General features: G+C 63.7%; 27 protein-coding genes. 12 read left to right on the top strand and 15 right to left on the bottom strand.

Features of this window, described 5'->3' with window-relative positions:
• Positions 1 to 13: 13 nt before the first annotated feature.
• Positions 14 to 1,009, bottom strand: coding sequence for a cysteine synthase A (locus ACODSR_RS04325; protein ID WP_489074013.1), 996 nt, complete (start codon positions 1,007 to 1,009; stop codon positions 14 to 16).
• Positions 1,010 to 1,213: 204 nt separating this feature from the next.
• On the opposite strand from ACODSR_RS04325, the gene ACODSR_RS04320 reads away from it, so the two are divergent.
• A complete protein-coding gene (locus ACODSR_RS04320; RefSeq protein WP_489074011.1) occupies positions 1,214 to 2,164 on the top strand; it encodes a cell wall hydrolase in 951 nt (316 codons plus the stop codon).
• 348 nt (positions 2,165 to 2,512) lie between these two features.
• Positions 2,513 to 2,641: an entericidin A/B family lipoprotein gene (locus tag ACODSR_RS04315; RefSeq protein WP_489074009.1), complete on the top strand. Its 129-nt coding sequence runs from the start codon at positions 2,513 to 2,515 to the stop codon at positions 2,639 to 2,641.
• Positions 2,642 to 2,714: 73 nt separating this feature from the next.
• Here the strand turns inward: ACODSR_RS04315 and tatC are convergent, their stop codons facing one another.
• The 9 genes from tatC to ACODSR_RS04270 form a co-directional block, all read right to left on the bottom strand.
• Positions 2,715 to 3,494 (bottom strand): twin-arginine translocase subunit TatC, encoded by a 780-nt coding sequence (gene tatC / locus ACODSR_RS04310; RefSeq protein ID WP_489074007.1) that lies wholly within the window; start codon positions 3,492 to 3,494, stop codon positions 2,715 to 2,717.
• Entirely contained in the window at positions 3,491 to 3,904 is a 414-nt protein-coding gene (tatB, locus tag ACODSR_RS04305) for a Sec-independent protein translocase protein TatB (protein ID WP_489074005.1), read from the bottom strand. Before tatB ends, tatC begins: the two co-directional genes overlap by 4 nt.
• Positions 3,905 to 3,936: 32 nt before the next feature.
• Positions 3,937 to 4,176 carry a twin-arginine translocase TatA/TatE family subunit gene (locus ACODSR_RS04300; protein ID WP_217673283.1) on the bottom strand — a complete coding sequence of 80 codons (240 nt, stop codon included), beginning with the start codon at positions 4,174 to 4,176 and terminating at the stop codon, positions 3,937 to 3,939.
• 28 nt (positions 4,177 to 4,204) lie between these two features.
• Positions 4,205 to 4,798: an SMC-Scp complex subunit ScpB gene (gene scpB, locus ACODSR_RS04295; protein ID WP_489074003.1), complete on the bottom strand. Its 594-nt coding sequence runs from the start codon at positions 4,796 to 4,798 to the stop codon at positions 4,205 to 4,207.
• Positions 4,795 to 5,571, bottom strand: a complete 777-nt coding sequence (locus ACODSR_RS04290; RefSeq protein ID WP_489074001.1) for a segregation and condensation protein A — start codon at positions 5,569 to 5,571, stop codon at positions 4,795 to 4,797. Before ACODSR_RS04290 ends, scpB begins: the two co-directional genes overlap by 4 nt.
• Before the next feature lie 138 nt (positions 5,572 to 5,709).
• Positions 5,710 to 6,723: a beta-N-acetylhexosaminidase gene (nagZ, locus tag ACODSR_RS04285; RefSeq protein ID WP_489073999.1), complete on the bottom strand. Its 1,014-nt coding sequence runs from the start codon at positions 6,721 to 6,723 to the stop codon at positions 5,710 to 5,712.
• Between the two features lie 39 nt (positions 6,724 to 6,762).
• Complete coding sequence (locus ACODSR_RS04280) at positions 6,763 to 7,485, bottom strand: SPOR domain-containing protein (RefSeq protein ID WP_489073997.1); 723 nt, start codon at positions 7,483 to 7,485, stop codon at positions 6,763 to 6,765.
• A 20-nt stretch (positions 7,486 to 7,505) separates the two neighbouring features.
• Positions 7,506 to 9,233, bottom strand: coding sequence for an arginine--tRNA ligase (gene argS / locus ACODSR_RS04275; protein ID WP_489073995.1), 1,728 nt, complete (start codon positions 9,231 to 9,233; stop codon positions 7,506 to 7,508).
• 153 nt (positions 9,234 to 9,386) lie between these two features.
• Positions 9,387 to 9,995, bottom strand: a complete 609-nt coding sequence (locus tag ACODSR_RS04270; protein WP_489074175.1) for a hypothetical protein — start codon at positions 9,993 to 9,995, stop codon at positions 9,387 to 9,389.
• 198 nt (positions 9,996 to 10,193) lie between these two features.
• Between ACODSR_RS04270 and ispH the strand changes: the two genes are divergently transcribed.
• The 9 genes from ispH (at position 10,194) to ACODSR_RS04225 (ending at position 19,218) form a co-directional block, all read left to right on the top strand.
• On the top strand, positions 10,194 to 11,153 hold the full coding sequence (ispH, locus tag ACODSR_RS04265) for a 4-hydroxy-3-methylbut-2-enyl diphosphate reductase (protein WP_489073993.1): 960 nt from the start codon (positions 10,194 to 10,196) through the stop codon (positions 11,151 to 11,153).
• Between the two features lie 3 nt (positions 11,154 to 11,156).
• Entirely contained in the window at positions 11,157 to 12,134 is a 978-nt protein-coding gene (gene thrB, locus ACODSR_RS04260) for a homoserine kinase (protein WP_489073991.1), read from the top strand.
• A 60-nt stretch (positions 12,135 to 12,194) separates the two neighbouring features.
• Positions 12,195 to 12,641, top strand: coding sequence for a ribonuclease HI (gene rnhA / locus ACODSR_RS04255; protein ID WP_489073989.1), 447 nt, complete (start codon positions 12,195 to 12,197; stop codon positions 12,639 to 12,641).
• A 73-nt stretch (positions 12,642 to 12,714) separates the two neighbouring features.
• Positions 12,715 to 13,404, top strand: coding sequence for a transcriptional regulator BetI (gene betI, locus ACODSR_RS04250; protein WP_489073987.1), 690 nt, complete (start codon positions 12,715 to 12,717; stop codon positions 13,402 to 13,404).
• A gap of 106 nt (positions 13,405 to 13,510) precedes the next feature.
• The gene (gene ahpC / locus ACODSR_RS04245) at positions 13,511 to 14,074 is read left to right on the top strand and encodes an alkyl hydroperoxide reductase subunit C (protein WP_119750523.1); all 564 of its coding nucleotides are present in this window, start codon (positions 13,511 to 13,513) and stop codon (positions 14,072 to 14,074) included.
• 213 nt (positions 14,075 to 14,287) lie between these two features.
• Positions 14,288 to 15,868, top strand: a complete 1,581-nt coding sequence (gene ahpF, locus ACODSR_RS04240) for an alkyl hydroperoxide reductase subunit F (protein ID WP_489074174.1) — start codon at positions 14,288 to 14,290, stop codon at positions 15,866 to 15,868.
• A gap of 373 nt (positions 15,869 to 16,241) precedes the next feature.
• Positions 16,242 to 18,299, top strand: coding sequence for a pilus assembly protein TadG-related protein (locus ACODSR_RS04235; protein WP_489073985.1), 2,058 nt, complete (start codon positions 16,242 to 16,244; stop codon positions 18,297 to 18,299).
• Entirely contained in the window at positions 18,296 to 18,802 is a 507-nt protein-coding gene (locus ACODSR_RS04230; RefSeq protein WP_489073983.1) for a TadE/TadG family type IV pilus assembly protein, read from the top strand. Before ACODSR_RS04235 ends, ACODSR_RS04230 begins: the two co-directional genes overlap by 4 nt.
• Positions 18,803 to 18,843: 41 nt before the next feature.
• Complete coding sequence (locus tag ACODSR_RS04225; protein ID WP_489073981.1) at positions 18,844 to 19,218, top strand: TadE/TadG family type IV pilus assembly protein; 375 nt, start codon at positions 18,844 to 18,846, stop codon at positions 19,216 to 19,218.
• Here the strand turns inward: ACODSR_RS04225 and ACODSR_RS04220 are convergent.
• From ACODSR_RS04220 to glmM, 5 genes are all read right to left on the bottom strand, one after another.
• Positions 19,174 to 19,839, bottom strand: a complete 666-nt coding sequence (locus ACODSR_RS04220; RefSeq protein WP_489073979.1) for a L,D-transpeptidase family protein — start codon at positions 19,837 to 19,839, stop codon at positions 19,174 to 19,176. The genes ACODSR_RS04225 and ACODSR_RS04220 overlap by 45 nt on opposite strands.
• 183 nt (positions 19,840 to 20,022) lie before the next feature.
• Complete coding sequence (rnhB, locus tag ACODSR_RS04215; RefSeq protein ID WP_489073977.1) at positions 20,023 to 20,622, bottom strand: ribonuclease HII; 600 nt, start codon at positions 20,620 to 20,622, stop codon at positions 20,023 to 20,025.
• Complete coding sequence (gene thiD / locus ACODSR_RS04210) at positions 20,615 to 21,382, bottom strand: bifunctional hydroxymethylpyrimidine kinase/phosphomethylpyrimidine kinase (RefSeq protein ID WP_489073975.1); 768 nt, start codon at positions 21,380 to 21,382, stop codon at positions 20,615 to 20,617. The genes rnhB and thiD overlap by 8 nt, the downstream gene beginning before the upstream one ends.
• Complete coding sequence (locus tag ACODSR_RS04205) at positions 21,379 to 21,603, bottom strand: DUF1272 domain-containing protein (RefSeq protein WP_489006203.1); 225 nt, start codon at positions 21,601 to 21,603, stop codon at positions 21,379 to 21,381. The genes thiD and ACODSR_RS04205 overlap by 4 nt, the downstream gene beginning before the upstream one ends.
• A gap of 174 nt (positions 21,604 to 21,777) precedes the next feature.
• Complete coding sequence (gene glmM, locus ACODSR_RS04200; RefSeq protein ID WP_489073973.1) at positions 21,778 to 23,118, bottom strand: phosphoglucosamine mutase; 1,341 nt, start codon at positions 23,116 to 23,118, stop codon at positions 21,778 to 21,780.
• Between the two features lie 219 nt (positions 23,119 to 23,337).
• Here glmM and ACODSR_RS04195 point away from each other — a divergent pair, with 219 nt between their 5' ends.
• The gene (locus ACODSR_RS04195; RefSeq protein ID WP_489074172.1) at positions 23,338 to 24,711 is read left to right on the top strand and encodes an alanine/glycine:cation symporter family protein; all 1,374 of its coding nucleotides are present in this window, start codon (positions 23,338 to 23,340) and stop codon (positions 24,709 to 24,711) included.
• The last annotated feature ends 118 nt before the right edge of the window (positions 24,712 to 24,829 follow it).

Here is a 24,829-nt window from a genome sequence, read left to right as displayed (position 1 = left end):
CCCGTGTCGGCGCTCATGCAGTCTGCGCCAGCCAGGGAAAGACCGTCAAGCCCTTAGATTCCAGCCATTGCCGGTTATAAAGCGTCGACAGATAGCGGAATCCGGTGTCGCACAGGATCGTCACGATCCGCTTGCCCGGCCCCAATTGCCGCGCCAGCGCCACCGCGCCAGCGACATTGATCCCCGACGACAGGCCCAGACACAGCCCTTCCTCGGCCAGCAGGCGGCGGACCCATTCCAGCCCTTCCTCATCGGAAATGCGGAACTGGGTGTCGATCGGCGCGCCTTCCAGATTGGCGGTAATACGCCCCTGCCCGATCCCTTCGGCAACCGAGCTCCCTTCCGCCTTCAACTCGCCACAGGCATAATATTCGTACAGCGCCGCACCGTGCGGATCGCTGAGCGCGATGGTGATATTTTCGTCCTTGGCCTTGAGGCCCAGCCCCACGCCCGCAATCGTCCCGCCCGTTCCAGCGGCACAGGTGAAGCCGTCGATGCGGCCCTCCATCTGGATCCAGATTTCCTCGGCAGTACCGACGATATGCGCCTTGCGGTTGGCGATATTGTCGAACTGGTTGGCCCAGATCGCGCCTTCCGTCTCCTCCGCCATGCGGCGCGATGTATGGACGAAATGGCCGGGGTTGGAATAGGGCGCGGCGGGCACCGTCACCAGCTCCGCCCCCAGCGCGCGCAGCGTATCCATCTTCTCGCGGCTCTGGGTTTCAGGCATGACGATGATCGTCTTGTACCCCTTGGCATTGGCGACCAGCGCCAGGCCGATGCCGGTATTGCCCGCCGTCCCCTCGACAATCGTGCCGCCGGGCTGGAGCAGCCCCTTCTCCTCGGCATCATTGACGATGAACAGGGCGGCACGGTCTTTGACCGACGCACCGGGATTGGCAAATTCGCACTTGGCGAAAATATCGCAGCCGGTCGCATCGGAGGGACCGGCAAGGCGCACCATCGGCGTATTGCCGATCAGCGCGAGACTATGGGGTTGTAGCAGCATCCCCCACGCATAGCGGACCCCGCGCACCTTTGCCAAGCAAGGGAATGATGGTCGGCCAAAAGAGCCGATTTCACCGCCACATTAACCCCTGCCCCTTTCCCTGTCCCATCGCGGTACAGGGGCGAATCCGGGGAGGAAGTGGAAAGGAAATGCGTCTATGGGCGGCATGGGCGATGCCGGATCGCCACAAATAAAGGGTTTGGAATGCACGCGATCGGATGGAGAGGGCGTAGCGGCATCATCGCGCTCGTCCTTGCCGCGCTCGTCGCGCCGCGCTTCATCACCGCTGCCCCGCTCGATATGCTGGAGGGACATCACGCCCAGGACGACCCGGCGGAGGAAGCCGCCGCCAACTTCCCCGGCTCCGCCTTCTTCTTTGCAGAGGGCGCTTTCGATCCAGTTCCCGGCGCGCTGACGGTTCAGAGCGAGCATGTCATGGGGCTGGACGAGGTCAAGGCCGCACCCGCTGCCGTGTTTCGCGGCATCACCGGCCTCGACAGTTATCGCGCGCTCAATTGCCTGACATCGGCCATTTATTATGAAGCCGGGAACGAACCGGACGATGGCCAGCGCGCCGTGGCCCAGGTCGTGCTCAACCGCGTGCGCAGCCAGCTCTGGCCCAACACGGTGTGCGGCGTCGTCTATGAAGGGTCGGAACGCACCGACTATAAATGCCAGTTCACCTTCAGCTGCGACGGCGCGATGGCGCGCCTGCCCGCCGCTGCCCAATGGGTGCGGGCGCGGCGGGTGGCGCAGGATGCGCTGGCAGGCCGCGTCTATGCGCCCGTAGGCCTTGCCACCCATTATCATACGCTGGCGGTGCGCCCCAACTGGTCGTCCAGCCTGCAACCTGTCGCCGTCATCGGCGCGCATATCTTCTACCGCAACCCCGGCTTCAACGGCACACCCGCCGCCTTCCGCGCCGCCTATCTGGGGCGGGAGACGATATCCGGACCAGCGCGCCGGGTCTGGCCAGCCAAGCCGGTTGTCCCGGTCGAACCGTTCGTCGCCCCCTTCGGCAACGCTGCGCCCACCCTGCCATCGACCGGCTGGACCGCGCCCGTCACGCGCCCGGCGCCCGCCAATCGCGACGACAGTCTGCCGGAATCCACGATCCGCCCGGAATATCGCAACAGCGGCCGCCCGATCGTCTAAGGCTCAACTTTTTTCCGGTTAACCCCCGCGATACCAGCCAAATATCTGGAATCGCGTGGGATTAAAAAAGCACTTTTTTGGGCATTTGCGGGAACCGAATGGTGATATTGTGGGTTCTCTATTTCGGATAGCAAATCTTTTGCCCCCCGCTCTTGCTATCCACACAATATGAGCCCGGAACGCCTCCCCCCCCCCGACGCGTTCCGGGCTCAGACTTTTTGCGGCGTTTTTCTTCTTGAAATCATTAAATTTTTCGCGGTCGGAACGCTTGCTTCATCGGCGGGTTCTGTCTCACGTCACTGGCATGGCTCACCCCATGCGGTCGCACGTTTCTCAAGGAGAGTTTCGATGACGCAAAAGATTCTCGCAGCCCTGCTGCTCACCGGCTCGCTGATGGTCGCCGCCTGCAACACTGTCGAAGGCGCAGGCCGGGACGTACAGAGCGCTGGTGAAGCCGTGGAGAAGGCGGCGGACTGATCGCCTTCTGCTTTACGACTACCCGACTCCCAAGCATCGGCCCGCCCCTCAAAAAGGCGGGCCGCTTTTTGTGTCAGGCCGACGCTTCTTCCGCGTCCTGCATCTTCGCCTGCCGCCGATCGGTGAACCAGATCGCGACGATGGTGATTTCGTAGAGCAGCAGCAGCGGGATCGCGAGCATCAGTTGCGATACGACATCGGGCGGGGTCAGCACCGCCGCGACGATGAAGGCCGCCACGATCATGTAACGGCGCAGACCGATGAGCTGCGCCCGGCTGACGAAACCGGCGCGGTTGAGCAGCATCAGCAGCACCGGCATCAGGAAACTGATCCCGAACGCCAGGATGAACTGCATCACCAACCCCAGATAGGCGTCCGCGCTCGGCAAGGCCTCGACCTGCAAGCCGCTGCTATTGCCCTGAAACTCCAGAAAGAAGTGGAAGGCGGTCGGCATCACTACGAAATAGGCGAGACTTGCGCCCAGACCGAACAGGAAGGGCGTCGCCAAAATGAACGGCAACAACGCCTTCTTTTCCTTGGCATAGAGGCCCGGCGCGACGAACGCCCATAGCTGGTTGGCGATGATCGGGAAGGACAGGCAGAAAGCGCCGAAAAAGGCGATCTTCACCTGCACGAAAAACGCTTCATACAGCTTGGTATAGACCAGCTTGCCGCCGCCATCGCCAAAGGCTTCCTTGAGCGGATGGACCAGGATCGCGAACAATTGCTCGGAAAAATAGAAACAGACCGCTCCGGTCAGCACCAGCGCATAGACGCATTTGAGTAACCGACCGCGCAGCTCGATCAGATGGTCGAGCAAAGGTGCCTTGCTCTCGTCAATATCGCCGATCATGCCGCCGACCCGCTCTTGCTGTCAGCCGCCGCTTCCCCGGCCAGATAGGGTGGCGCATCATTGGCCGACGCTACGGGTGCCGACTGCGCCACAAAGGGCGGCGGCCCGTCAGGCGCTGCCTCAGCCTCAGCCTCAGGCGAAGGCAGTGCTTCCATCGCAGGCGCAGCCACCTCTGGCGGATGCTCGTCCATGATCCGCTTGTTCTGCGCGGCCCACTTCTTCTCCAGCTCCTCCAGCTCGACCTCGCGCACCATCGCGTCCAGCCCGGTGCGGAAATGGCGCGCCATGCCCTGCGCCTTGCCCACGATCTGCCCTACCTTGTAGAGCGCGCGCGGCAAATCCTTCGGCCCGATCACGATCACCGCAACGATGACGATCAGCAGAAACTCGGTCGAATCAATACCAAACATGCGTGGCTACCCTACCACCCGGCGCCTGAGCGTCAGGCCTTGGTCTTTTCTTCGGTAGCTGTGGTCGCATCCTGTTCGGGTACGCGATGGCCTTCCAGCCGGGTCGCAGGCTTGGCCGGGGTGGCAACGTCGTCATCGTCCGCCATGCCCTTCTTGAAGCTCTTGATACCCTTGGCCACGTCACCCATCAGGCCGGAAATCCGGCCGCCACCGAACAGCAGCATGACGACCAGGAGCACGATCACCCAGTGCATCAGCGAGAAGGAACCCATGATAAAATACTCCAGTAAGTGAACCTATCTAGGCCACATCATCGTCATTTTCCAGAACGGATTGCCCGCCCAGACCCTCCAGCGCCAAATCGACCGGATCGAGCAGCCCGGCGGCGCGCAGATCGTCGATACCCGGCAGGTCACGGCGGCTGCTAAGCCCGAAATGTGACAGAAAATCTACGGTGGTCGCATAGATGAGCGGCCGCCCCGGCACTTCGCGCCGCCCCGCTGGCCGCACCCATCCTACTTCCATCAGCACGTCCAGCGTCCCCTTGGCCACCTGCACGCCGCGGATCGCCTCTATCTCGGCGCGGCTGACCGGCTCATGATAGGCGATGATCGCCAGCGTCTCCATCGCCGCGCGCGACAATTTGCGCGCCTCATCCTTCTCGCGCCGCAATATATGGGCCAGGTCCGCCGCCGTCTGGAAATGCCAGCGCCCGCCCCGCTCGACCAGATTGATGCCGCGCCCGGCATAGTCGTCAGCCAATTGCCGCAGTGCCGCCGCCAGATCGCCCGCATCGCCGACATGCAGCCGCAATTCGGCGGGCGTCAGCGGCGCTTCGGCCACGAACAAGGCCGCCTCGACCGCGCGCAGATAATCGTCCGGTTCCCCGTTCATGCCTCCGCTCCCCTATCCGGCACCCCGGCGCGCAGATAGATGGGCTGGAAAATCCCGTCCTGCTGGATTTCCAGCCGCCCCTGTCGCGCCAGTTCCAGCGCCGCGACGAAACTGCTCGCCAGCGCCGACTTCGCCTTGGCATTGTCCAGCCCGGTCGGCAAAAACGCCTCCAACTGCGTCCAGTCGATCGCCGCGCCGACCAGCGCGCCGACCCGCTGGATCGCCTCGTCCAGCGTCATCACCGGTCGCACCGCGATGACATGGACGGCGGGCTGGGTCCGGGCGCGAATCTGGCCATAGGACTGGATCAGGTCATAGAGGCTCGCCTGCCACTTCGCCTTGCGCACCAGCCGCAATCCTTCTGGCCTGCGTCGCACGAACACGTCGCGCCCCACCCGGTCTCGCGCCATCAGCCGCGCCGCCGCATCGCGCATCGCGTGCAGCCGTTGCAGCCGCAATTGCAGCCGCAGCGCCATTTCTTCGGGGCTGGGATCGACCTGCTCCTGACGCGGCAGCAGCAAGGCGGATTTGAGATAGGCCAGCCACGCCGCCATCACCAGATAATCCGCCGCCAGCTCCAGCTTCAGCTGCTGCGCGCCGTCAATGAATTGCAGATATTGCTCGGTCAGCGCCAGGATCGAAATTTCGCGCAAATCCACCTTCTGCGACCGTGCCAGCGTCAAGAGCAGATCTAGCGGCCCCTCCCACGCATCAAAACTGACGGTCAGCGTGTCGGGGCTTGGGATGGCGGGCGCAATGAACAGGTCGTCCACCTCAATCCTCCCCTGCAAGGGGATGTGGCAGGGCGAAGCCCTGACGGAGGGGTGTCCAGCTATCGAGAGGGCGCCCCCCCTCCACCGGCTCCGCCGGTCCCCCTTCCCTTAAAGGGGAGGATGAGTCCCACACACCCCTCAAGCCGCCACCAACCCCAACAACCTGTCCCGCCTCGCCAGCAACTCTCCCAACTCCGGCTGATCCCCGGTGCGCTCCACCGATGCCATCGCGCGGTCCAGCCGCGCACGTCCCGCGTCCGTAATCTCCGGCAGCCGGTCGGCAATCCCGACCATATCGTCCATCCGCCCCCAACAATTGAGCGCCAGATCGCACCCCGCGGCGACCACACCGGTCGCCAGATCGGGGATGCTGCCCTGCAACGCCTTCATGTCCAGATCGTCCGACATCAACAGCCCGTCAAAGCCGATTCGGCCGCGGATAATCTCCTCGATCACGGTCGGCGACAGGCTGGCCGGGCGATCCGCGTCCCAGGCGGTGTAAACGACATGCGCGGTCATCCCCATCGGCGCGTCGCGCAGTCGCTCGAACGGTTGCAGGTCGCTCGCCAGCGCGTCGGCGTCCGCCCGCACCACCGGCAGTTCCAGATGGCTGTCGACCAGCGCGCGGCCATGGCCCGGCACATGCTTGACGATGCCAACCACCCCGCCATCGGCCAGCCCTTCCAGCGTCGCGCGTCCCAGCGCCGCCACCCGCATCGGCTCAGCGCCCAAGGTGCGGTCGCCCATGATGTCGCTCGCCCCCTCCTGCCGCACGTCGAGCAGCGGCAACGCATCGACCGTGATGCCGACCTCCGCCAGCGTCAGCGCAATAGCACGGGCATTGGCGCGCGCCGCCGCGATCGCGCTCGACGGCGCGACATCATAGAGCCGATCAAACACTGCCCCAGCCGGAAAATCAGGCCATACCGGCGCCTGCATCCGCGCCACCCGGCCGCCCTCCTGATCGATCATGATCAGCAGGTCCTCGCGGCCATGCAGCGCCCGCAAATCGTCGGTCAGCGCGCGAACCTGCGCCCGATCGACGATATTGCGCCGGAACAGGATATAGCCGGCCGGTTGTGAGTCGGCGAAAAACGCGCGCTCGTCAGGGGTCAGGGTTGCGCCGGACAGGCCGAAGATGACGGGTTTCATGGGGCAATGGTAACGGGCAGGATGCCCGATGTCGAAGGCTCAGTTGACCACCATGCAGCTTTCGCCGGCTACCTTCAACTTGCCGCAGATCAGGCTGGCCTGCCCGCCCGCACTGGCGCGCAGGCGATAGACGGTGCTGCCGCCCACTTCTGCCGGCTCGACGACCATGGTGAGCGGCGCGAGATAGGCAAAGCGCTTGGACAGCCTGGTCCAGGCGTCCTTGGCGCCCGCCGCGCTGCCATAGGCACCCAGCTGGATCAGCGCGCCGCCCGGTGCAGCCTTGGGCGCGACTGCTACGCGATCGCTGGTTTCGTCAGCGACGCGCGCGCTCACGCTCTGTGCAGGCTTGGCCGGGACGACCGGCTTGGTCCCGGTCGGCGCGGGCGCGGTCTTGGTGATCGGCGCTTCCGGCACGCGGCTGGCGTCGATCCGCCCGTCGCGCGGCACGCCCTCGCTTGCCGCGAAACTCGCGTCGCCTTCGCCATCGAACTTCTTGGCGTCGGCTTCATTGGCGGCGATCTTGTAATTGTCCGCAGGCGCGGCGATCAGCTGGCCTTCGCCCGCTGCGCCCGGACCATTGCGATTCTGCACCCACCATATGCCCGCCACAACCACGCCGATCAGCGCGAGGCCCAGCAAGATCAGGCACAGCAGACGCAGCGGCGAGATGCTGTTCTCATCCTCGTCATCGACCGCAGGCTCCAGCCAGGGCAGCCGGTCCTCATCGTCAAAATCCAGCCGGCCCCGTGCATAATCGCCCATCGTCCGAAACTCCGCCCGCTCTAGTTCAGTTCAGTCAATGCCGCCACGCCCATAAGCGCAAGGCCATTGCGTATAATCTGCCCTATTCCACGGCTCAGGAAAAGCCGCGACGACGTGAGCGCCGGATCGTCGGCCAGAATGACGCGCGCGCGCGGATCATCATTGCCCATATTCCACCAGCCATGAAAGGCCGAAGCCAAATCATTAAGATAAAATGCAATTCTGTGCGGTTCGCGGGTCAGCGCCGCCCCTTCGACCACGCGCGGGAACTGTGCCGCCAGCTTGACCAGCCCCAGTTCCGCTGTCCCAAGCAGGGACAGGTCAGGCGCTGGCAGCACGATCCCCGCCTCTTCCGCCCGCCGCCCCAGCGAAGAAATGCGCGCATGGGCATATTGGACGTAGAATACCGGATTGTCCTTCGACGCCTCCACCACCTTGGCAAAGTCGAAATCCATCTGCGCGTCGGCCTTGCGCGTCAGCATGGTGAAACGGACGACATCCTTGCCCACTTCCTGCACGACATCGGCCAGCGTCACGAAATTGCCTGCGCGCTTGGACATTTTCACCGGCTCGCCGTCGCGCAGCAGCCGCACCATCTGGATGAGCTTGACGTCGAAGCGCGCCTTGCCCTCCGTCAGCGCCGCGACCGCCGCCTGGATGCGCTTGACCGTCCCGGCATGGTCCGCGCCCCAAATATCGATCAGCTGGTCGGCGCTCTGGGCCTTCTGATAATGATAGGCCATGTCGGCACCGAAATAGGTCCAGCTGCCGTTGGATTTCTTGATCGGCCGGTCCTGATCGTCGCCGAACTTGGTCGAGCGGAACAGCGGCAACACCACTGGCTCCCAGTCATCAGGCAATTCGCCCTTGGGCGCTTCCAGCACGCCGTCATAGACCAGATCATGCGCGCGCAGCCAGGCTTCGGCCTCGTCGGGCTTGCCCGCCGCCTGCAATTCCGCTTCGGACGCGAAAATATCGTGATGAATGCCCAGCAGCGCCAGATCGGCGCGGATCATGTCCATCATCTTGGCCACGGCAAAGCTGCGGAACGTCACCAGCCAGTCAGCCTCCGGCGCGCCCACGAACCGGTCGCCATATTCGACGGCCAGCGCCTGCCCCACCGGCACCAGATAGTCCCCCGGATACAGGCCTTCGGGCACCGCGCCGACATCTTCGCCCAATGCCTCGCGATAACGCAGATGCGCCGACCGGGCGAGAACATCCACCTGCCCGCCCGCGTCATTGATATAATATTCGCGCGTCACCTTATGCCCGGCATATTCCAGCAGGGTGGCCAGCGCGTCACCCACCACCGCGCCCCGGCAATGGCCCATATGCATCGGACCGGTCGGGTTGGCGGAAACATATTCGACATTGACGGTCACGCCCTGCCCGATGTCGGACCGGCCATAATCGTCACCCTCCGCCGCCAGCACGGCAAGTTCCGACCGCCATGTCACATCGGTCAACGTCAGGTTGATAAAGCCCGGCCCGGCGATCGAAGCACTCGCCACCTCGGTCAGCCCTTCTAGCTTGTCCACGATCGCCTCGGCCAGCGCACGCGGGTTCGTCCCCGCAGGCTTGGCCAGCACCATCGCCGCGTTGGTCGCCAGATCGCCATGGGACGCATCGCGCGGCGGCTCGACTGTCACCGGCTTGCGATTGAGACCAGCAGGCAGGACGCCGTCGGCCTCCAATATGTCCAGCACAGTGTCGAGATGGGCGGTGAAACGGGTATAGAGGGACACGGACATTTCCTTCAACACCGTTCGTCCTGAGCGAAGTCGAAGGTTGAAACGAGGCACGGGACTCGTTTCAACCTGAACGGAGTGAAGGCACTTCGCTCCGCTCAGTGGCAGGCTTCGACTTCGCTCAGCCCGAACGGAAATATGTAACGGGCTTTAGCGGGTCGCGTTATATTTGAGCTGGTCCTGGGTCAGGTTAAACCCCACGAGCAGCTCGAAGCTGGTTCGTTGCAGGGCTGCCTTGACGTCGGGCTGAGCGAAGGGATCGATCGCGGCATCCGCGTCGCCCGCCTTGCGCTTCTGGGTGATCTTGGCCTGAATGTCGGCAGGCAGCGATGCCGATGCCTTGTCGACATAGGAACCCGCCTTCGCTTGCGCGCTGGCGCGATACTCGCCTGCGGCAAAGTTCAGTGTCACCTGGCTGACCCGCTTGGCGACGACGGCATTGCCGCCCCGCACCACGGCGGAGAAATAGGGCAAGGTCACCTGCCGCGCCACGCTGGCGTCGCTGCGCCGGGCATTCACGGTGAAGCTGGCCTCGGTATAGAATTGTTCCCCATCGGTGCAGGTCGACCGCAAATTGGTGATGTCGGCCACCACGTCGATCGCCGCTGCGTCGCGGCTTTGCGCCGGATTGAACAGGGTGATGTCGCCGGTATAGGCTGGCACAGCCGCAGTCGGGCAGGCGGAGCGCACCGCGACAATGCCGCCCGTCGCGTCGATTTCCCCCCGGCGCGAACAACCCGCCAGGGCCAGCGCCACCATGCCGGTCGTGACGATCCGGGCCAGCACGGCGCGGGACGGGGCAGTATGAGACAGGCTGATATTCCTTGGCACAGGCAGAAATTCCTTGGCATGGCCCGTCGGCCAGAAGCTTTGCGCTTCCTTATCCATCCCCCGCCCCTCGCGCAACCGCAAGGAAGCGGCTTTCCTCCCGGCCCACATTCGCCTAAGCGCAAAGCCATGACCGACAGCGCCGCCGCCCGCCCGCCCATGACCCTTTTGATCGCCGCCCCGCGCGGTTTCTGCGCCGGGGTCGACCGCGCCATCATCATCGTCGAACGGGCGATCGAAACCTATGGAGCGCCGGTCTATGTCCGCCATGAAATCGTCCATAACAAATATGTTGTGGACAGCCTGAAGGCCAAGGGCGCAATCTTTGTCGAGGAACTGGATCAGGTGCCGGACGGCGTGCCGGTCGTCTTTTCCGCCCATGGCGTGCCCAAGGCGGTGCCAGCCAAGGCGGAGGAACGCGGCCTTTCCTATCTCGACGCCACCTGCCCGCTGGTCAGCAAGGTTCATCGTCAGGCCGAACGGCAGGTCAAGGATGGCCGCCACATCCTGTTCATCGGGCATAAGGGGCATCCCGAAGTCATCGGCACCTTCGGCCAGGTGCCGGACGGCACCATGACGCTCATTGAAACGGTCGAGGATGCGCAGGCTTTCAACCCCGCCGATCCCGTCAATCTCGCCTTCCTGACCCAGACCACCCTGTCGGTCGATGATACCGCCGCGATCGTCGCCACCCTGCAAGAGCGCTTTCCCTCGATCGTCGCGCCCAAGGGGGAGGATATTTGCTACGCCACATCCAACCGCCAAACGGCGGTCAAGGCGATCGCCGCGCGCTGCGACGCGCTCTATGTCATCGGCGCACCCAACAGTTCCAATTCGCTGCGGCTGGTGGAGGTCGCCGAACGCGAGGGCACCCCTGCCCGCCTGATCCAGCGCGCGGATGAGATCGACTTTGCCTGGCTTGAAGGCGTCGCCACGCTGGGCCTCACTGCTGGCGCTTCCGCGCCCGAAATACTGGTGCGCGAAGTGGTCGACGCCATCGCCACCCGCTTCACCGTGGCCGAGGAGCAAGTCGAAACCGCGCGCGAGACCATCGCCTTCAAGCTGCCACGCGGGCTGGAGACGGCATAAGTCATGGCCGTCTATACCCATGTTCCCGCCGAAGAGATTGATGCCTTCCTCGCCCGCTATGATGCAGGCCGCCTTGTGTCGGCCAAGGGCATTGCCGAAGGGGTGGAGAATAGCAATTATCTGCTCGAAACCACCGGCCATGATGGCGCCGGCCACCGCTATATCCTGACCCTCTATGAAAAGCGGGTGGATGAGGCGGACCTGCCCTTCTTCATGGACCTGCTCGACCATCTGGGCGCGCGCGGCTGCCTCGTCCCGCGCTTCATCGCCGACCGGGACGGCCAGCGGCTCCAGACCTTGTCGGGCCGTCCCGCCTGTCTGATCGAATTTCTGACCGGCATTTCGCTGACCGAACCGACCCCTGAACAGGCCCGCGCAACCGGCGCAGCGCTAGGCGAACTGCACCGCGCGGCAGAAGGCTTCCCGCTCGAACGGCGCAATACGCTGGACCTTGCCGGCTGGCATGATCTGGCGGCCAGATGCGGCGAGGATTTCGATCAGATCGCGCCGGGCCTGGCCGCCCGCGTGCGCGACGAACTTGCCTTTCTCGACGCCCACTGGCCCGCCGACCTGCCCCGCAGCGTCATCCATGCGGACCTTTTCCCCGACAATGTGCTGATGCTGGGCGATCGGGTCACGGGCCTCATCGACTTTTATTTCAGCTGCACCGACATTCGCGTCTATGACCTCGCCATCACCCACAGCGCCTGGGTGTTCAGCCATGACGGCGCGACCTTCTTCGCCGATCGCGCGGCAGCGCTGGGCGCAGGCTATGACGCCGCCCACGGCCTGACCGATGCGGAACGCGCCGCCTTCCCCATCTTGTGCCGGGGCGCAGCGCTGCGCTTCCTGCTCACCCGCGCCTATGACTGGATCAACACGCCGCCCGACGCGCTGGTCACCCGCAAAGATCCCCTCGCCTATCTGCGCCGCCTCGATTTCTACGCCAGCGCCAATCCGGCGGACCTGCTGGGCGCCTAACTCCAACATCCGTTCGTTTCGAGCGAAGTCGAGAAACCGACTGGCAGTGCAAGGCTAATAATGACCGACATCCCCACAGTCGATATTTTCACCGACGGCGCGTGCAAGGGCAACCCTGGCCCCGGCGGCTGGGGCGCGGTGCTGCGCTTTGGTGATACGGAAAAGGAAATGTCGGGTGGCGAAGCACTCACCACCAACAACCGCATGGAGATGATGGCCGCGGTCGAGGCGCTCAACGCGCTCAAGAAACCCTGCCGCGTCACGCTCCACACCGACAGCAAATATGTCATGGACGGCATCACCAAATGGGTGTTCGGCTGGCAGAAGAAGGGCTGGCGCACCGCGGACAACAAGCCGGTCAAGAATGTCGAAATCTGGCAGGCGCTTCTCCAGGCCGCTGCCCCACATCAGGTGACGTGGAAATGGGTCAAGGGCCATGCCGGCCACCCAGAAAATGAACGCGCCGACCGGCTGGCCAGCGCCGCCGCAGACAGTTTTCGCCGCTAGAGACACGCCCGAATTAAAGGCCTATCTTGCCAGCCGCGCCGACAGACCCCAAAGAGAGGCTTGGGGGACGATAATGACAGAAAAGCTAGCAAAACGTAACGTAATTTCCAAACCCAGAGCGCGCTTCATTCGCGAGACGGCGGACGTGCGACGGCAGGCGCTGATCGAGGCGACCGCGCGCTGCCTCGCCGAAAAGGGCGTCGCTGGCACCTCCGTCCGCGCCATCTGCGCACGCGCGGGCGTGTCGTCGGGCCTGCTCACCCATTATTTCGAGGGTGTCGATGCGCTCATCGTCGCCACCTATGAGGATGTCGGCGCGCGAGTCTCCGCCGCGCTCGAACAGGCGGTCGAGGAAGCGGGCGATGATCCGCGCGACCAGTTGCGTGCCTGCCTCCAGGCCAATTTCCGCGCGCCCATTCTCGATCCCGATCTGCTCGCCACCTGGACCGCCTTCTGGAGCCTAGTGAGGACCGATCCCCGCATCGCTGCCATCCATGCCGACGTCTATGGCGGCACGCGCGCCCAGCTCGAAACGCTGCTGCGCGCCATCGTGCCGGAAATGCCCCAGGACCGCGCGCGCCTCGCCGCGATCAGCCTGACCGCTTTGGTCGATGGCCTGTGGCTGGAAATCTGCCTCGATCCCACCACCTTCTCGGCGGAAGAAGCCCAGGCCATGGTCGAACGCGCCATGATGCTGGCGCTGGGGCAATGGAGGGGTGATGGAGGGCGCGGTGACTGGATCGATCAATCCGATAAGCCGTGATCGCTTTTCTCACTCTCCAAGTCCGAGAAAACCAATTTCCCTTAGACCGTCGGCTTCCCTACATGGTGTTCGCAACAGCAACCCCTCAGAAGGAACTGACAAGCCCATGGCTCTTATCAACACCACCATCAAGCCGTTCGCCGCGACCGCCTATAAGGAAGGCAAGTTCGTCGACGTCACCGACGCGGACGTAAAGGGCAAGTGGGCGATCTTCTTCTTCTACCCCGCCGACTTCACCTTCGTCTGCCCGACCGAGCTGGAAGATCTGGCCAGCATCTATCCCACGCTGCAGGGTCTGAACGTCGAAGTCTATTCGGTTTCGACCGACACCCATTTCAGCCACAAGGCCTGGCACGACACCTCGCCCGCCATCGGCAAGATCAACTATTATATGCTGGGTGACCAGTCGGGCACGATCACCAACAATTTCGACGTGATGCGCCCCGGCGTCGGCCTGGCCGATCGTGCGACCTTCCTGGTCGATCCCGAAGGCGTGATCCAGTTCATGGAAATCACCTCCGAAGGCGTCGGCCGCAACGCGACCGAACTGCTGCGCAAGGTGAAGGCTGCTCAGTATGTCGCCGCGCACCCCGGTGAAGTCTGCCCTGCCAAGTGGGAAGAAGGCGAAGAAACCCTCGCCCCCTCGCTCGACCTGGTCGGCAAAATCTAAATATACGCCCGGCCGCGTACAGGCCCGCCGGGTTCCGCCAGACAGTGCGGAACCCGGCGGGTCAGGCCACCCTTTCATATAAATATATGCTTTTCCCATCCGGGGTCTTTGGGTCGCACCATCCCCGGCGGTGGGCCGCCTTGCGCTTTTCCCTTCCCCCTCCTCCTGGAATGCGCAGGGCGGCCCGCCCATCCACGCAACGGAGCCAGAATGATGTTGGACGCAAATCTCAAAGGACAGCTTAAGGGCTATCTCGCGAACATCACCCAGCCGATCGAGCTGGTGGCGTCGCTGGATGATGCCGCAAAGTCACGCGAACTGGGCGAATTGCTCGCTGAAATCGCCGAACTGTCGGACAAGGTAACCCTGGTGTCGGGCGCGGACAAGCGCGTCCCCAGCTTCATGATCCGCCGCGTGGGCACCGACATCGGCGTCCGTTTCGCGGGCATCCCGATGGGCCATGAATTCACATCGCTCGTTCTCGCCCTGCTCCAGGTCGGCGGTCACCCGTCAAAGGCCGCGCAGGACCTGATCGAACAGGTCAAGGGGCTGGACGGCGACTTCGCCTTCGAAACCTATTTCTCCCTCTCCTGCCAGAATTGCCCGGACGTGGTGCAGGCGCTTAACCTCATGAGCGTCCTCAACCCCCGCATCAGCCACGTCGCCATCGACGGCGCGCTGTTCAAGGATGAAGTGGACAGCCGCAAGGTGATGGCCGTCCCCACCATCTTCCTGAACGGCGAACCCTTTGGTTCGGGCCGCATGGAGCTGGAGCAGATCGTCGCGAAGATCGACAGCGGCGCCGCCACTCGCGCGGCCGAGAAGATCAAGAAACAGGAGCCGTTCGAGGTTCTCATCGTCGGCGGCGGGCCTGCGGGCGCGGCGGCGGCCATCTATGCCGCACGCAAGGGCATCCGCACCGGCGTCGCCGCCGAACGCTTCGGCGGGCAGGTGCTGGACACGATGGATATCGAAAATTTCATCTCGGTATCGCGCACCGAAGGGCCAAAGCTGGCGTCCGCGCTCGAAGCCCATGTGAAGGATTATGATGTCGAGATCATGAACCTGCAAAAGGCGACCAAGCTGATCCCCGCCCGCACCGAAGGCGGCTATCATGAGGTCGTGCTGGAAAACGGCGCGTCGTTGAAAGGCCGCACCCTCATCCTTTCCACCGGCGCGCGCTGGCGGCAGATGGGCGTGCCGGGCGAGGATGAGTATCGCAACAAGGGCGTGGCCTATTGCCCCCATTGCGACGGCCCCCTGTTCAAGGGCAAGCGCGTCGCGGTGATCGGCGGCGGCAATAGCGGCGTCGAAGCCGCGATCGACCTGGCCGGCATCGTCGCCCATGTGACGCTGATCGAATTTGACAGCCAGCTCCGCGCCGACGCGGTGCTGCAACGCAAGCTCGCCAGCCTGCCCAACGTCAAGATCATCACATCGGCGCTGACCAGCAAGGTCGACGGCAATGGTGAACGGGTCACCGGCCTGTCGTACAAGGACCGCAACAGCGGCACCGAACATGACATCGAACTGGAAGGCATTTTCGTCCAGATCGGCCTGGTCCCCAACACCGAATGGCTCAAGGACGCCGTCGCCCTTTCCCCCCGCGGCGAAATCGAAATCGACGCCCGCGGCGAAACCAGCGTGCCGGGCGTGTTTGCAGCAGGCGACTGCACGACTGTCCCCTACAAGCAGATCGTCATCGCCATGGGCGCGGGGTCAACTGCCGGGTTGTCGGCGTTCGACTATCTGATTCGCCTGCCTGCGAGTGAAGCGGCCGCGCAGGCAGCTTAAGAGGAGATAGATAGCCGCAATCCCGCGAAATAGCCGATCAGGCACCAGATCAGCTATTTTTCGGAAGAACGACAATGACAAGAACGCCCTCATTCAGGAACTGAACCAACTGGACTGCCAAATCAGTTACAGATTTTGGCAGGATGCCGTAGCGGCAACAACGACATCTTAGCTCTAACCATTGTGGCGGTTAGAGAAGGTCCGCCCCACATTACATCGGTTCGCCACAGCCCTAACCTATATTGCCGAACTCCTGTGCGTTACAAATTATTATTCATTACGGTGCAGGATGCAAAATGTATGTCAGGCAAACAATAATCGCAGCCGGATAAACGTATAAAATATTCCTAAAGGCTAAAAGGCTGGGGGTCGCATGTTTTTAATCTATACAAAGCGCTTGCGCGGCAGCGTAAGTGGCAGTGTTACCATGCTGGGAGCGTTATCGCTTCCGGTATTGGCAGGCATGATCGGCTTTGGCGTCGAACTGAGCAATGGCTATGCCGAGCGCGTCGCTAACCAGAGCGTTGCGGACATGGCTGCGCTGGCGGCGGCCAATGTCTATCTGGTGAACAAGTCCGAAAGCGAGATGCGCGGCGCGGCCAGGGAAATCGCCAGCGGCTCCGGTCTGGCTGCCGATTCTGTCGATGTGTCACTCGTGGATTCGCCCGATGCCAGCGGTGTCCGCGCTGTCAAGGCCGTCGTCACGACAGACCAGCCCTATTTTTTCAGCCGCGTGTTCGGGCTGGGCACCAGCTTCGCCGTCGGCGCAACTGCCTTTGCCAAGCTGCCGCCCGCGTCAGCGCCGTGCATCATCGCGCTGGCAGAAGGCGCAAGCCATGGCGTTTCAGCGACAGGCGGATCGGGCATTTCCGCCCCTGATTGCGCGATCTGGACCAATAGCGACGCCTATGCCGAAGGTGGATCGTCGATCAGCGCCAAAGCTATCAACGCCCATGGTGCGATCCACACCCCCCCCTATGACAGCAGCATCCAGGCCGATCAGAAGACGGAGGGCGCGGCCCTGATCAGCGATCCGTTGAGCGGCAATGCCGACATGATCGCCGCCCGCAACATGATCGGCACGGTTACGCCCGTGCAGGTGCCAACCCTGTCTGCCATTCCCGCCGTTGGCATATCGGCACCAAGCGCCCAGTTCCAGCGCACATGGTGGCCCGACAATGCCTATATCTATTCCAACGGCGGCGCATCCGTTGTCGGGGTGTGGGACGGCAGCGCCTGGGTCTTCCCCGGCGGCACCTATGATTTTGATAGCATGTCGGTGACGGAAAATGTGGCGTTCAGCGGACCGACGACCATCAATGTTCGCAACAATATCACCGGCATCTGGCCCGGCATCACCATTCGTGGCAACGGCACGATCAATGTCGGTGGCAGCATCCAGAATGCCGCAGCGATCAGAATAGAGGGCGACGGCACGATCAACACCCATGGCGACGTCAGCGTTGTCGGCGGTGGGACCGGATTGGTGATCACCGGCAGCGCCAACCTGAACGTCGGCGGCAGCGTCACCAACACAGGGGCCGGATTCTGGCTGGGCAATGGCGGCTCCGCCAATGTCGCCATTGCCGGAAACCTGACCGTATCGGGCAGTTTCATGGTCGGGAGTGGCAATTTCGCCATATTGGGCCGCACGACATTGCAGGGCAGCTCGACCACGGCGATCGGCACGGGACGTCATTATTTCGGCCCGATCGACACCCAGGGCGCAACCAGCCTGACCGTCGGCGATGGCGACACCGACATTAACGGCAAGTTGAACGTGGGCGATTCATCATCAGTTCGGTTTGGCAATGGTGCCTTCGCCGTCACGAAAGATAGCTGGGGCGATGGCAACGCGATATTGACCGGCGGCAGCTCCACGCTGATCTTTGGCCACGGTCCTTTCAGCGCCAACGGCAACATCCAGGCGGCGGGGACAGTTACCTTCGGCGCGACGGCCAGCCATTATATCAACGGCGACCTGACGCTCAGCAGCAGCGCGGTGTTCGGGTCGGGTGCCTATTATATCGCGGGCAATTTCCACAACACCACCACCGGCAGCATGACCGGCACCGACATCAGCTTCATCCTGTCGGGCGATGTCGTCCTGTCGGGCAGCGCCCATCTGGCCCTGACCGCGCCCACCGGCGGCGGAACCGGGGCAATCAAGGACTTTCTTTTCATCACCGACAGCAGCAGTGCCACGGTGATCGAAGGTGGCGGCAACAGCGTATTGGCGGGCATCATCTATGTGCCAAACTCGGCCCTGACCGTCCGCAGCGGCGGCCAACTGAGCGGTGGCGGCAAATGCTGGAGCCTTGTGGCCCAGACGGTCACCGTCTTTGGTGGCGCCGGTGCCTCTACCTCCTCCTGCTCCCCCCTATCCTCATCGGGGTCAGGCAGTTCCAGCGGGGTTTCGCTGGTCCGATGATGAAAAGCACATCCATCCTCGCGCGCATCCGCCGCGACACGCGTGGCGTCGCGACCATAGAATTTGCCCTATGGTGTATCCTCATTTTCAGCGTGCTGGTCGTCAGCGCCGATTTCGGCATCTACGCCATTTACAAACAACGATTGAAGCGCGCCGTCAGCGAAGCATCCATTGCCGCGTTCAATTCGCGGAGCAATGTGGACCCGGCAAAAGTCGCCCAATATGTGACCGCGCGCGCCCATGTAGGCAGCACACCCAGCGTGAGCGTGACCTGCAATGATGGTAGCACTTGCGTCAATATCGACCGTAGCTGTGGTTGCATTTCGTCGGCCACCGGGGCGTTTGCCGCCCATGCCCAATGTGGCGGAGCCTGTCCGTCCGGCGGACTGTCGGGCTATTATCTCACCATCGCGGCGGAGGCGACGTACCATTATGTGGTGCTGCCCAATCCCTGGCTGAACGGTACGAAGATCACTGCGCGCGTCACGGTGCGGATGCAATGACCCGGCGCACGATACTGGCAGATTGCAGGGGGGCGACGATCATGGAATTCGCGCTCGTCGCGCCGATATTGCTGCTCTTCATCTTTGGCATCATCGAAGCCGGGCGGGCGTTATGGACTTTCCAGGTCGTCCAGGAGTCCGCCTATGCAACGGCGCGCTGCCTGGCCATTGGCGATCTGGAATGCGGTGACGATGACGCGGCGAAGCAATTTGCGGTGACCCATATTGCGCGGTCCGGCCTCACCCTGCCCGTATCAGGCATCGTCATCGAAAAAAATGCGACATGCGACGGAATCAGCCAAATGGACAAGGTCAGCCTGACCCTGCCCTTTCAGATGGCCGTTGGCGGTCTGGTGCCGGGTATGCCGACATCATTGCACAGTGTCGCCTGTATGCCAGCGGTCAGCGCGCCCTGACCGGCTCCCGAAAATAGCCGGGTCAATCTCCAACACCGGCACCCGCTTGCCCACGCCCGCCCGCATGTCGCCCCCCATCCCAAAGGTCACCACACTGCTCCCCGCATCGCCCAGCACCAGCGGGTCGAGCAGGATCGCGGCGCTCAGCCGGTCGCTGGTCACCTCAGTCAGCGTGCCGATCCGCGTCAACGCGAACAGCTGCCGGGCAAAGGCATAGGGCAGGCGGATGCAGCCATGGCTGGCGGGGTAGCCGGGATTATGCCCGGCGTGGAGCGCTATGCCGTCCCAGGTCAGCCGCTGCATGAAGGGCATGGGCGCATTGCTGTAGAGGTTGGAGCGGTGCCACTGGCGCTTTTGCAGGATGGGGAAGCTGCCAGTGGGGGTGCGGTGACCCTTCGTCCCGGTGGACACGCTGGCCGCGCCGATCAGCCGGTCACCGCGATAGACATGCACACGCTGCCGCGCGATACTGACGATCAGATAGAGCGGGCCACCCGCGGCCCCGTCATCGGCCCAGCGAAAGCCCCCTGGTGCCAGCGGCATATCGGCCAGCTCCGCGCGCGCGGACGGAACGCCCATAGCCAGGCAGCATAGCAGGACGAACAGCCGGGGGAAAAGCATAAGCCTTTCTTAACCATAAGCCAGCGGCGCGCCAGAGGGTGGGATGCGCTTTACCGCATTGGTCCCGACTTGGGACAGCGCCCCCCCACCCCTCTCCCGTTCGTTTCGAGCGAAGTCGAGAAACGGGGCGCACAGGTTTCTCGACTTCGCTCGAAACGAACGGAGGAGGGGTGGAACTCTCCGCTAAATCAACAGCATCTGCGCAACGGGCGCAAAGCTGCGCCGGTGCAGCGGGGTCGGTCCATGGGTCCGCAGCGCGGCGAGATGCTGCGCGCTGCCATAGCCCTTGTTGCTCTCCCAGCCGTAATGAGGGTGGGCCGTGGCCGCCTCCAGCATCATCCTGTCCCGCGCTTCCTTGGCGAGGATAGAGGCCGCGGCGATCGACAGGCACAGCGCGTCACCGCCGATGACCGCAGTGGCGGGCCAGCGCCAGTCCGGCACCCGGTTGCCATCGACCAATATATGCTGGCAATCCTGCCCCAGCGCCTCGACCGCCCGCGTCATCGCCAGCATCGTCGCCCACAAGATGTTGATCCGGTCAATCTCCTCGACACTGGCCACCCCCAGCCCCCAGCAGAACGCCCGGGCCTTGATCTCCCCCTCCAGCGCCGCGCGACGCTTGGCCGATAATTTCTTGCTGTCGTTCAACCCCTCCGGGCAATCCTCCGCCCGCAGGATCACCGCTGCCGCAACCACCGGCCCGGCCAGCGGTCCCCTGCCCGCCTCATCGACGCCCGCAACAAGTCCCGGATAATGGCGCAGTTCATGGGCAAAATCAGGCATGAAAGTGCGCAAGAAATTCTGACGGCGCACCCATCGGCCCATGCCCGCCGCCCAGCCCCGGCGCGATCGTCAACGCTGCGCGGACATAAGCGCGCGACCGCGCAATCGCGGCACCCAACGCCATCCCCTGCCCCAGTCCGGTCGCAATCCCACTGGCCAGCGTGCAACCGGTGCCGTGCGTATGTGGCGTGTCGATGCGCGGGTCGGTCCAGTCCGTGACCAGCCCCTCCGGCCCGACCAGCCGGTCAACCAGCAGCGCACCCACGCCATGCCCCCCTTTGGCCAGCACATGCGTGCCGAACCGCGCGGCAATGCCCTCGCCGCCCAGTGCCGCCAATTCGGGGATATTGGGCGTCACCAGCGTGGCGATGGCCATCAGCTTCTCGAACGCCGCAATCGTCGCCGCGTCGGCCAGCACTGATCCGCTGGTCGCCACCATAACCGGATCAAAGACGATCGGCACGTCGCTCAGGCCGGTGAGCAGTTCCGCCACCGCCATCGCCGTGTCCGCCGATCCGATCATGCCGATCTTCACCGCATCCACGCCAATGTCGCTGATGCAGCTGTGCATCTGCGCCAGCACCATGTCGGTCGGGATCGGGTGGACGCCCTGCACGCCCAACGTGTTCTGCGCGGTGATTGCGGTGATCGCGGTCATGGCGTGGCCGCCCAACATCGTGACCGCCTTCAAGTCCGCCTGGATACCCGCGCCGCCGCCACTGTCGGACCCGGCGATGATCAGGATGCGCGCAATGCTCATCCCTTATAATGACGCATGGTGGACGCCGGATTGCCTGCCAGCGCCTTGCCAGTGCGGCTCGGTCGGTCCATCAGTTCGCCGCCGCAATTGGGGCAACGATCGTCCAGCGCCTCGGCACAGGGCGCGCAAAAGGTGCATTCGAACGAGCAGATGAATGCGCCGGGTTCATCGGCGGGCAGGTCCGTGCCGCAGCGTTCGCAATCGGGGCGCATTTCAAGCATGTTTGAGATAGATCCCGTTCCGGCTGAGCCCTTCGTCTGCCTGCCAAGGCAGGCGCTCAGGATAAACTTGCCTTTGGCAAGTCGAAGCCCTTGTCTGAGCGGAGGCGAAGACACCTCCCTGCGGTCGGTGGAACCCTTCGACAAGCTCAGGGCGAACGGGTTGAGAGACGAGCATCACGCCGCCGCCTTCTCGACCGCCGCGCAGATGCGCTCCACCACGTCGCGCACCTGTTCCTCGCGGTCGCCCTCGGCCATGACCCGGATCACCGGTTCGGTGCCGGACGGGCGGATGACCAGACGGCCAACCCCGGTCAGCTCCGCCTCCGCCTGTGCGATGACGCGCTTGACGTCGTCATGCTCGAGCGGCTTGCCGCCGGAAAAGCGGACATTTTTGAGCAATTGCGGCACCGGGTCGAACTGGTGCAGCGTCTCGCTGGCGGGCTTGCCGGAGCGGACCAGCGCCGCCAGCACCTGCAACGCCGCCACCGTGCCGTCGCCGGTGGTCGCATAGTCGGACAGGATCATATGGCCCGACTGCTCGCCGCCGACATTGAAGCCACCACTGCGCATCCGCTCCAGCACATAACGGTCGCCAACGCTGGTGCGCTCCAGGCCGATCCCCTGCCCGGTCAGGAAGCGTTCCAGCCCCAGATTGGACATCACCGTCGCCACCAGCCCGCCGCCGCGCAAAGTCCCTGCCCGCGCGAAATTGGCGGCGATCAGCGCCATGATCTGGTCGCCATCGACGATCTGGCCCTTCTCATCGACCACGATCAGCCGGTCCGCATCGCCATCCAGCGCGATGCCGATGTCCGCGCCCGACGACACCACCGTTTCCTGACACAGCAAGGGTGCGGTCGATCCGCAGCCGTCATTGATGTTGGTGCCGTTGGGATTGACCCCGACCGCCACGACCGTCGCGCCCAGTTCCCACAGGGCCGACGGCGCGACCTGATAGGCCGCGCCATTGGCGCAATCGATAACGATTTTCAGGCCATCGAGCCGCAGGTCGGCGGGGAAGCTGGATTTGACCGCATGGATATAGCGACCACGCGCATCCTCGACCCGGCGGGCGCGGCCAATATCCTTGGACGCGGCCAGCGGCACCTGCTGGTCGATCAGCGCCTCGATCTTCAACTCATCCTCGTCGGACAGCTTGTAGCCGTCCGGCCCGAACAGCTTGATACCATTGTCGAAATAGGGATTGTGGCTGGCCGATATCATGACGCCAAGGTCCGCGCGCATCGAATGGGCCAGCATGGCGACGGCTGGCGTCGGGATCGGCCCGAACTGCACCACATCCATGCCGACCGCGGTAAAGCCCGCGACCAACGCATTTTCGACCATATAGCCCGACAGGCGCGTATCCTTGCCAATCACCACGCGATGGCGGTGGTCGCCGCGCTGGAAATGGGTGCCAGCCGCCATGCCGACCTGCATCGCCAGTTGCGCCGTCATCGGCCATGCATTGGTGCGCCCGCGGATGCCGTCGGTGCCGAAATATCGTCTGGTCATACGCTTCTCTTGCACCGGAGAGGCGACTGGTATCAACCCCAGAACCGTTCGGCCCTTCGACAAGCTCAGGAGAGCGAAGTCGAAGCCTTTTGCTGAGCGTAGCGAAGCAACCTCCCTGCGGTCGGTCGAACCCTTCGACTTCGCTCAGGGCGAACGGGGAGAGGGAAAGCCAAGTTTTTCTTGATCGACTTTCCAGCAGGCGCGCGGCATCCCGGCGCGATGGACAGTTTCAACGGCTTTATCGACGCGCTGTCAGGCGCGGTGTTTTTCAAGGTGCCGGTGGCGGGCGCGCAGATCGAACTGATCGTGCTGTATCTGGCGTTGCCGATGCTGTTCTTCACCCTGTGGCTGGGCTTCCCCAATATCACCCAGGTCGGGCGGGCGATCCGCATCCTGCGCACCCAGCCGGACAAGGGCGAGGCGCAGGGCGATGTCAGCCAGTGGGCGGCGCTCAGCACCGCGCTGTCCGGCACGATCGGGCTGGGCAATATAGCGGGCGTCGCGGTGGCGCTGACGATGGGCGGGCCGGGCGCGATATTGTGGATGTTCATCATCGGCTGGTTCGCGATGACGGTGAAGATGGCGGAGGTCACGCTGGGCCTCAAATATCGCATCTTTGACGAGGCTGGCCATGTCCATGGCGGACCGATGTATGTGTTGAAAGCGGTGGGCGCAGCGCGCGGCTGGCCGAAGATCGGCATGATGCTGGGCGGAGCTTACGCCTTCTTCGCCCTGTTCGGCGCGATCCCGATGGTGCAGGTGAACCAGAGTTTCGCGCAGGTGAAGGTCGTCACCGGTCTCACCAATGGCTGGGCCTATGGCGTATTTCTGGCAGGCGCGGTCGCGCTGGTGACGCTGGGCGGCGCGGCCTGGCTGGGGGAGGTCGCCAAAAGGCTCACCCCCTTGAAGGTCACGGTCTATCTGGCGGGGGTATTGGCCATCCTGGTCCTGCATCTGGACGCCATTCCGGCCGCATTGGCGCTGATCTGGGACGGGGCGTGGAACGGGCAAGCGGCGACCGGCGGCGCGGTGGGCGCATTCGTTGCCGGGATGCGCCGCGCCGTGTTCGCCAGTGAAGCGGGGGTGGGATCGGCGGTCATGGCGCATAGTCTGGCGCGCGCGCGCCATCCCGTGTCCGAAGGGCTGGTCGCGCTGCTCGAACCCCTGCTCGGCACGATGATCGTTTGCGCGCTCGGCGGCCTCGCACTTGTGGTTGCCGGAACATGGAATATAGGGCTGGAGGGGATCGCGATCACCTCCGCCGCCTTTGCGCAGGTGTCGCCCTGGTTCCCTTGGCTGCTGGCGGTCGTCGTGTTCCTGTTCGCTTACTCGACGCTGGTGGCATGGGGCTTTTATGGCTTGCAGGCATGGGGCTATCTGTTCGGCCATGGCCCAAGGGCGCAATGGACCTACAAGATCCTCTACATCGTCGCCCTGCCGCCCGCCGCCGCGATCGACCTTGGCCGGGTCGTCGGCATCGTGGACAGCAGTTTCTTCCTGATGGCGATTCCCAATGTCATCGCGCTGTATCTGTGCGCAGGCGAACTACGGCGAGACGTGCGCGCCTATCTCAACGCGCCAGAATCAGACTAAAAATCCTCCCCTTTAAGGGGAGGTGGATGGCCACAGGCCAGACGGAGGGGTGTCGCCCTCTCGATAGGGCGACACCCCTCCACCACTTCGTGGTCCCCCTCCCCTTGCAGGGGAGGAT

Source organism: Sphingobium sp. FG125 (assembly GCF_057809795.1).
This window is presented reverse-complemented; position numbering and strand designations above follow the sequence as displayed.

Excerpts from the sequence above, each read along its gene's own strand:
- ACODSR_RS04325 (WP_489074013.1), bottom strand. The coding sequence starts at position 1,009 with ATGCTGCTACAACCCCATAGTCTCGCGCTGATCGGCAATACGCCGATG.
- ACODSR_RS04320 (WP_489074011.1), top strand. The coding sequence starts at position 1,214 with ATGCACGCGATCGGATGGAGAGGGCGTAGCGGCATCATCGCGCTCGTC.
- ACODSR_RS04315 (WP_489074009.1), top strand. The coding sequence starts at position 2,513 with ATGACGCAAAAGATTCTCGCAGCCCTGCTGCTCACCGGCTCGCTGATG.
- tatC (WP_489074007.1), bottom strand. The coding sequence starts at position 3,494 with ATGATCGGCGATATTGACGAGAGCAAGGCACCTTTGCTCGACCATCTG.
- tatB (WP_489074005.1), bottom strand. The coding sequence starts at position 3,904 with ATGTTTGGTATTGATTCGACCGAGTTTCTGCTGATCGTCATCGTTGCG.
- ACODSR_RS04300 (WP_217673283.1), bottom strand. The coding sequence starts at position 4,176 with ATGGGTTCCTTCTCGCTGATGCACTGGGTGATCGTGCTCCTGGTCGTC.
- scpB (WP_489074003.1), bottom strand. The coding sequence starts at position 4,798 with ATGAACGGGGAACCGGACGATTATCTGCGCGCGGTCGAGGCGGCCTTG.
- nagZ (WP_489073999.1), bottom strand. The coding sequence starts at position 6,723 with ATGAAACCCGTCATCTTCGGCCTGTCCGGCGCAACCCTGACCCCTGAC.
- ACODSR_RS04280 (WP_489073997.1), bottom strand. The coding sequence starts at position 7,485 with ATGGGCGATTATGCACGGGGCCGGCTGGATTTTGACGATGAGGACCGG.
- ACODSR_RS04270 (WP_489074175.1), bottom strand. The coding sequence starts at position 9,995 with ATGGTGGCGCTGGCCCTGGCGGGTTGTTCGCGCCGGGGGGAAATCGAC.
- ispH (WP_489073993.1), top strand. The coding sequence starts at position 10,194 with ATGACCGACAGCGCCGCCGCCCGCCCGCCCATGACCCTTTTGATCGCC.
- thrB (WP_489073991.1), top strand. The coding sequence starts at position 11,157 with ATGGCCGTCTATACCCATGTTCCCGCCGAAGAGATTGATGCCTTCCTC.
- rnhA (WP_489073989.1), top strand. The coding sequence starts at position 12,195 with ATGACCGACATCCCCACAGTCGATATTTTCACCGACGGCGCGTGCAAG.
- betI (WP_489073987.1), top strand. The coding sequence starts at position 12,715 with ATGACAGAAAAGCTAGCAAAACGTAACGTAATTTCCAAACCCAGAGCG.
- ahpC (WP_119750523.1), top strand. The coding sequence starts at position 13,511 with ATGGCTCTTATCAACACCACCATCAAGCCGTTCGCCGCGACCGCCTAT.
- ahpF (WP_489074174.1), top strand. The coding sequence starts at position 14,288 with ATGTTGGACGCAAATCTCAAAGGACAGCTTAAGGGCTATCTCGCGAAC.
- ACODSR_RS04235 (WP_489073985.1), top strand. The coding sequence starts at position 16,242 with ATGTTTTTAATCTATACAAAGCGCTTGCGCGGCAGCGTAAGTGGCAGT.
- ACODSR_RS04230 (WP_489073983.1), top strand. The coding sequence starts at position 18,296 with ATGATGAAAAGCACATCCATCCTCGCGCGCATCCGCCGCGACACGCGT.
- ACODSR_RS04225 (WP_489073981.1), top strand. The coding sequence starts at position 18,844 with ATGGAATTCGCGCTCGTCGCGCCGATATTGCTGCTCTTCATCTTTGGC.
- ACODSR_RS04220 (WP_489073979.1), bottom strand. The coding sequence starts at position 19,839 with ATGCTTTTCCCCCGGCTGTTCGTCCTGCTATGCTGCCTGGCTATGGGC.
- rnhB (WP_489073977.1), bottom strand. The coding sequence starts at position 20,622 with ATGCCTGATTTTGCCCATGAACTGCGCCATTATCCGGGACTTGTTGCG.
- thiD (WP_489073975.1), bottom strand. The coding sequence starts at position 21,382 with ATGAGCATTGCGCGCATCCTGATCATCGCCGGGTCCGACAGTGGCGGC.
- ACODSR_RS04205 (WP_489006203.1), bottom strand. The coding sequence starts at position 21,603 with ATGCTTGAAATGCGCCCCGATTGCGAACGCTGCGGCACGGACCTGCCC.
- glmM (WP_489073973.1), bottom strand. The coding sequence starts at position 23,118 with ATGACCAGACGATATTTCGGCACCGACGGCATCCGCGGGCGCACCAAT.
- ACODSR_RS04195 (WP_489074172.1), top strand. The coding sequence starts at position 23,338 with ATGGACAGTTTCAACGGCTTTATCGACGCGCTGTCAGGCGCGGTGTTT.